The organism is uncultured Eudoraea sp., from assembly GCF_947258525.1.
In the GTDB taxonomy this organism is placed as follows: Bacteria; Bacteroidota; Bacteroidia; order Flavobacteriales; family Flavobacteriaceae; genus Eudoraea.
In genome coordinates this window covers 1-5,694 of the sequence record NZ_CAMYIP010000210.1, presented here as the reverse complement: position 1 = coordinate 5,694, position 5,694 = coordinate 1, and the positions used below count along the sequence as shown (strand labels likewise).

6 protein-coding genes and 1 pseudogene are annotated in these 5,694 nt (G+C 35.2%); 1 reads left to right on the top strand and 6 read right to left on the bottom strand.

What is annotated here, in order from left to right; translation table 11 throughout:
- Positions 1–741: 741 nt before the first annotated feature.
- Positions 742–1,953 carry a GTPase HflX gene (gene hflX, locus Q0X89_RS16100; RefSeq protein WP_297696056.1) on the bottom strand — a complete coding sequence of 404 codons (1,212 nt, stop codon included), beginning with the start codon at positions 1,951–1,953 and terminating at the stop codon, positions 742–744.
- A gap of 76 nt (positions 1,954–2,029) precedes the next feature.
- Between hflX and Q0X89_RS16095 the strand changes: the two genes are divergently transcribed.
- Positions 2,030–3,001: an endonuclease/exonuclease/phosphatase family protein gene (locus Q0X89_RS16095; RefSeq protein ID WP_297696054.1), complete on the top strand. Its 972-nt coding sequence runs from the start codon at positions 2,030–2,032 to the stop codon at positions 2,999–3,001.
- A 29-nt stretch (positions 3,002–3,030) separates the two neighbouring features.
- On the opposite strand, the pseudogene Q0X89_RS16090 reads toward Q0X89_RS16095, so the two are convergent.
- The 5 genes and pseudogenes from Q0X89_RS16090 to Q0X89_RS16070 form a co-directional block, all read right to left on the bottom strand.
- Positions 3,031–3,276, bottom strand: a pseudogene (locus Q0X89_RS16090) (3'-5' exonuclease); the annotation flags it as partial.
- 239 nt (positions 3,277–3,515) lie between these two features.
- A complete protein-coding gene (locus Q0X89_RS16085; RefSeq protein ID WP_297696052.1) occupies positions 3,516–3,815 on the bottom strand; it encodes a type II toxin-antitoxin system RelE/ParE family toxin in 300 nt (99 codons plus the stop codon).
- Positions 3,808–4,059 carry a type II toxin-antitoxin system ParD family antitoxin gene (locus tag Q0X89_RS16080; RefSeq protein WP_297696050.1) on the bottom strand — a complete coding sequence of 84 codons (252 nt, stop codon included), beginning with the start codon at positions 4,057–4,059 and terminating at the stop codon, positions 3,808–3,810. Before Q0X89_RS16080 ends, Q0X89_RS16085 begins: the two co-directional genes overlap by 8 nt.
- Positions 4,060–4,247: 188 nt before the next feature.
- Positions 4,248–4,955, bottom strand: coding sequence for a DUF6090 family protein (locus Q0X89_RS16075; RefSeq protein WP_297696048.1), 708 nt, complete (start codon positions 4,953–4,955; stop codon positions 4,248–4,250).
- 268 nt (positions 4,956–5,223) lie between these two features.
- On the bottom strand, positions 5,224–5,571 hold the full coding sequence (locus Q0X89_RS16070) for a hypothetical protein (RefSeq protein ID WP_297696046.1): 348 nt from the start codon (positions 5,569–5,571) through the stop codon (positions 5,224–5,226).
- Positions 5,572–5,694: the final 123 nt, after the last annotated feature.

Below are 5,694 nucleotides of genomic sequence, written 5' to 3'. Positions count from 1 at the left end.
GGATGATATTAAAAAACCCTGACAGTAATGTCAGGGTTTTTTTAGTTAAGCAGGTCTGTAAAATTTGGTTGGTAATTATTGTTTTGGTTAAGAATCGATTTGGGGAATCGAATACTTAAGATTAAGTTCAGGGTCAGATTTGGGGTTGAACACTATCACTTAATTACAATGTAAAGATATGTAGAGCAAGCTTTTGATCATAAAATATGTTGTGAATGCATCACTGAATGTTGTGAAAAATATGAGTGGCTTAATTACCCGGATGAAATGCATATTATAAGTCAGAATATTTAGCGCTACCTCATGGATTATTTAAATAATCAGGATAATTTGATTTTTTTCTTAGCAGAATAGATCACTTTGTAATTTAAAGAAACAAAAAGAACCCCGACGTTTCCGTCGGGGTCTTTTAAGAAAAGTAGGTTTGTAAAACTTGGTTTATTAATCTAATTCTTTGGTTAAGTGCCGATTTGGGTTTCGATCATCCCAATTAACATTGGGAAGAATAACACTTAAATTAAGTTATGTTTTGATTTGGGGTTAAACACTAACACTTAATTACAATGTAAATGTAAATCGGTTCTTTGAAATCTCTAAATTATTGTTGTGAAGTAGAGTTATAATGTTGTGAAAAATATGAAGTGTATCGGTTGTCGGTTGAATGACCCTGTAGCGCATAATTTACACTGAGTAATTCAGTTGTACATTTAAATAATTAATCAGAAAGATAATGGAGTTTAATTAATATTCATCCAGGTGTTCGGGATAAAGAAAATTATTATAAGGGAATCTTGAAATATGGATTTCCCTTACCGCATCATAAACTTTTTTCCGAAACTCATCCAGGTTCTCTTTTTTAAGAGCGGATATAAAAATGGCATTATCACCTAATTTTTGCATCCAGGTATGTTTCCATTCATCAATTGTAAAGTGCTTTGAAGTCTTTTCGGTCATTAAATCATCTTCTTCCAGAATTTCCTGTGCATAAAGATCAATTTTATTAAAGACCATTATTGTTTTCTTATCAGAAGTGCCAATCTCGTTCAATGTTTGATTCACAGAACTAATATGATCTTCAAAATTTGGGTGTGAAATATCTACAATATGGAGGAGTAAATCTGCTTCTCTTACCTCATCCAGGGTACTTTTAAAACTCTCAACCAATTGCGTAGGTAATTTGCGTATGAATCCAACGGTATCTGTAAGTAAGAAGGGTAAATTACCCAGCACTACCTTTCTAACAGTTGTATCTAAAGTTGCAAATAATTTATCTTCTGCAAAAACCTTGCTTTTGCTGATTACGTTCATAAGTGTAGATTTACCAACATTGGTATAACCTACCAGAGCTACACGGACCAGGGCTCCCCGATTTCCTCGTTGAGTACCCATTTGCCGATCTATTTTAGCCAATTTCTTTTTTAGTAAGGCAATTCTATCTCTGACTATCCGACGGTCTGTTTCAATTTCGGTTTCCCCGGGACCTCTCATCCCAATTCCTCCCCTTTGTCTTTCAAGGTGCGTCCATAAGCCTGTCAATCGAGGTAATAAATACTCATATTGCGCAAGCTCTACCTGTGTCCGGGCATAACTGGTTTTGGCTCTTTGTGCAAAAATATCCAGGATCAATCCTGTTCTGTCCAGTATTTTACACCGAAGTATTTTCTCAATATTACGTTGTTGAACGGCCGAAAGCTCATCGTCAAATATGACGGATCCTATTTCGTTTTCGTCTACGTAGGAGGCAATTTCCTGAATTTTACCACTTCCAATATAAGTTTTTGGGTTTGGTAAATCTACGCGCTGCACAAAACGTTTCATTACTTGTCCTCCTGCAGTGTAAGTAAGAAATTCAAGCTCATCAAGATATTCCTTTACTTTCTCTTCATTCTGCTTTTTATGAATAACACCAACCAGAATTGCCTTTTCATATTCAATTTTCTGCTTCTCTAACATCTGACAAATTATAATGCAAATCTAAGTAATTGAAGCCAAGTGATTTTTGTAATTTTGAAAACCTAAAGAAAAATTTATGAATTTTTCATTTCTCAAAAGGAAAAAGCTCAAAAACGTTCATACCATTGTCTTCTACAACCTGGAAAATTTGTTTGATACCGGTGATGATCAAAACACCCTTGATGCAGATTTCACCCCTAACGGAAAAAAGAAATGGACCAATAGGAGGTATAAAAAGAAACTTCTCAAACTGGCGAATACAATTTCCAGTATTGGCGTTAAAACCACTAAAAAGACACCTGTGCTGGTAGGCGTCGCCGAAGTGGAGAACGAAGAGGTTATTAAGGATCTGCTTTCTGCGGGTGCTCTAAAAAATGAAGATTACGATTACGTTCACTACGATTCTCCTGATGAAAGAGGAATCGATACCGCTTTGCTATATTTAAAATCCAATTTTAGTGTTTTACATTCCAAACCTATCCCTTTGCTGATTTTCAATTCTGAAGGTGAAAGAGACACAACGAGAGACATACTTTATATACATGGCGTTTTAAACGGTGAGGAGGTACATGTTTTTGTGAATCACTGGCCATCACGAAGAAACGGAGATATTGAAACAGATTATAAAAGAATAAAAGCTGCTGATACCATCAGGGATTATATGACCGAAATTGAAAGAACGTATTCAGAACCTAATTATATTATTATGGGAGATTTTAATGATGGTCCCGATGCTCCAAGTATACGTAGTTTGGTTAAAGCCAAAGATCTATACAATCCCATGGAAAAACTTTGGACTCCCGAAAGAGGAAGTGCTAACTACAGAAGAAGCTGGTCTCTCTTTGATCAGATTCTTGTATCTCATAGCTTTTTTAATTATGAAAAGGGCACACACAGTTTTGCGCATGCCAATATTTTTGACGACCATCAGCTCAAGGAATGGGATGGCAAATATGCAGGAAACCCTTTCAGAACATACGTAGGTAAAAAGTATAAAGGGGGATATAGTGACCATTTCCCTGTATATATTCAATTAAAGTACAATTAGTCGAGAACAGAATCCTATCTATTAGCACATTAAATGTGTTTTATCTGATCTTCGTTCAATAACTGTTCATTACGCAGCCTTAGAAAGACTTGTATTTAAGTAATCACATCTAATTCACAATACCTTACAATCCTGGTTACTTCACCTTCTTCATAATAAACATCTCTGACCATACTACCGTCCATATCTTCTTTGTGAGAAGGGATACCCAGAATATTGGCCATTAGTTTCAGGGAGGTGTAATGTTTGAAGTCGCCAAATTTCCAAAGCTGTAATATTTGAATTATAACTAAGAATTTACTTCAAGATATGAAGCCTTAGTTGGTAAAGCCCATTTATTCCATTGTGTTTTTGTAGAATAAGTTTCATAATAGTAGTTCGATAGCTAGAATGAGGTACAACAGCCCTGGCTATGCCCTGTTGCTGTCAAAGTCCAGACACTCCAGAATTGATTTATAAAAACCTAAGATAGAAAATTAGGACAAGCCATAGGAGGCGTTGATGGGTGTAGTTTTTATTCCCAAAATCGCACTTTCAAATCCATTCGAACATGTAGAATTCGTGTTATTTCTACTAAGGCAGAATCAATTCTTCTGAAGAAAATAATATGTCGATTTGTTCTCAATCCAAGAAGATTATGATTGATTCCCTCATAGTTTTTTCCTAAATCTGGGTTTTCGGCAATTTCGCGACAAGTATCCAGTAATAATTGGTAGTATTTATCAGCTTGTTGTTCAGACCACTGTTCAAAAGTATAATTCCAAATATCGGTCAAATCCTCGACCGCCTTGTTAGTTAGGTAGTATTTAGCCATTAAGTCGCCTTTTTGACTTTAACGACTTAAGGTGGTTTTCAGGGTCAAAGTCTTTGGCTAAGCCACTATCAATTCCATCTTGAATTGCTTTCTTTAGAGCAATTACCTTACTTTCTTCTTCTTCGAGCAGTCTTAATCCGGCACGGATAACTTCACTTACATTTTTATATCGGCCTTCAGAAATTCGTTTATGAACAAATTCGTCAAAATAATTTCCTAGTGAAATGGATGTGTTTTTACTCATCGTACTACCTTTTATTCAAATATACCAAAAATTGGTAATTTTGCCAAATTACACCCAACGGTCTCGGCTATGATTTCGTTGTGGAATCATCCGCAGGATTATTCCGCTTAGAAATCAGCCGTTGATTTATACTTTTATTTTGGTGTGGCACAAAACCACAATGAATTATGGCCATTGTTGTGCTTTCGTTATTTTTCTAGTTCATCATTGATTAAAACCACAACTTCATTAATTGCATTTTTTGTTCTAACTAAGTTCCCTGCGTAAAACCCCTTTTCCTCAACAAGACGCATCACGTCATAAAATATTTTTTCATCCTTAGCTTCCATTAAATCTGAATAGCTCCACTTTCTAATTTCAATAGGATACGCCCAATTTATCTTTTGCTCAATGGCTTTTATAGATTCGTAGGTGCTTGCTAATCGTTGATACTCGCCATCATAAATGGCTTGAACTTTCTGCGATAGATCTTTGTTTTTGACTAAACCCGATTTACCATCTGCGATTAATGATTTATAGGTACCATTAACCGAGCGGAAGGATCTATTTCTATAAAATAAACTTTCAATATAAATAGTGTCAGGCGTCATTTGATTTGGGTTGGTAAAAAGTTGATTAATGCCTTCAGATCTATTGGCGTGTAAATCATAAAGTGTAGAGTCTATGCTCGTCACTACGCTTAAATCATAACTTATTTGCTTTAAAGCACGCTCAGTTTGCACGAGATCATTCTGAAGATCTTTTTTAATACCTTCGAGGTACTGTTTGCTGGTTATTTCATCTTTACGAGCTTCATTTTTGTTATTAATGGCTAAGGCAATTAAAATTCCTATTACTACAAGAAGAATTTCACCAATAGCATATTTCAAATACTTTCCAGTTTTGTTTTCACTCATAAGATTGTAGCGTATTTTACGAAAGAATTTAATCATTGGTTATTGATTGGTCATAATGAAGCACAACGGTTTTGGCTATGATTGCGGCGCGGGATAGGGGCGAAGCGATGCGTAGGATCTTCTGCGGTTAGCAGAAGAAATTCGCGCTGGCAAGGCGAGCCCTGGTTGTTTCACATTTAGGCCAGTTTTTGTTTTATTTAAATGTAGGAAATTTAAGGGAAGTTCTATAGCAGCGATGAATTATAGCCATTGTTGGCTGCTGTATTTATTAATCCAGGGCTACATTTTTTAATATAATGTTGATCGAAACATTAAAATAAGCAATTGCAATTGGGATATTCAATAGTAGAATTAAAATAGAGGCCATATACTTCTTTAAGTTCACTCGTGTGGAAGTAATTTTTACTAAAAGGGTGATTAAAAATACCCCGTTAAAAAAAGCAGCAATTATTATAAATATCAGTCCCAATATCGCAATTCCAATATATTCTGTCCAATAGAAAATCGCAAATATTAAAGATCCAATTACAAATGAAATTAAAGAATAGAATAGGCTTTTATTTACCACACTCCGTTCAGACTTATCTTTAAATGGGTTATCAGAAGAGTTTATCATTCATTTTATTTAAATATTGCTGCCAACGTTAAAGCTATGATTACGGTGCGGGAAATCCAATAGGATTTTCTATCCGGAATCGAGCTGGTTAAAATTAGGGATTTTCTCTTTGACAAAGGCCAG

Excerpts from the sequence above, each read along its gene's own strand:
- Q0X89_RS16085 (WP_297696052.1), bottom strand. The coding sequence starts at position 3,815 with ATGGCTAAATACTACCTAACTAACAAGGCGGTCGAGGATTTGACCGAT.
- Q0X89_RS16070 (WP_297696046.1), bottom strand. The coding sequence starts at position 5,571 with ATGATAAACTCTTCTGATAACCCATTTAAAGATAAGTCTGAACGGAGT.
- hflX (WP_297696056.1), bottom strand. The coding sequence starts at position 1,953 with ATGTTAGAGAAGCAGAAAATTGAATATGAAAAGGCAATTCTGGTTGGT.
- Q0X89_RS16095 (WP_297696054.1), top strand. The coding sequence starts at position 2,030 with ATGAATTTTTCATTTCTCAAAAGGAAAAAGCTCAAAAACGTTCATACC.
- Q0X89_RS16080 (WP_297696050.1), bottom strand. The coding sequence starts at position 4,059 with ATGAGTAAAAACACATCCATTTCACTAGGAAATTATTTTGACGAATTT.
- Q0X89_RS16075 (WP_297696048.1), bottom strand. The coding sequence starts at position 4,955 with ATGAGTGAAAACAAAACTGGAAAGTATTTGAAATATGCTATTGGTGAA.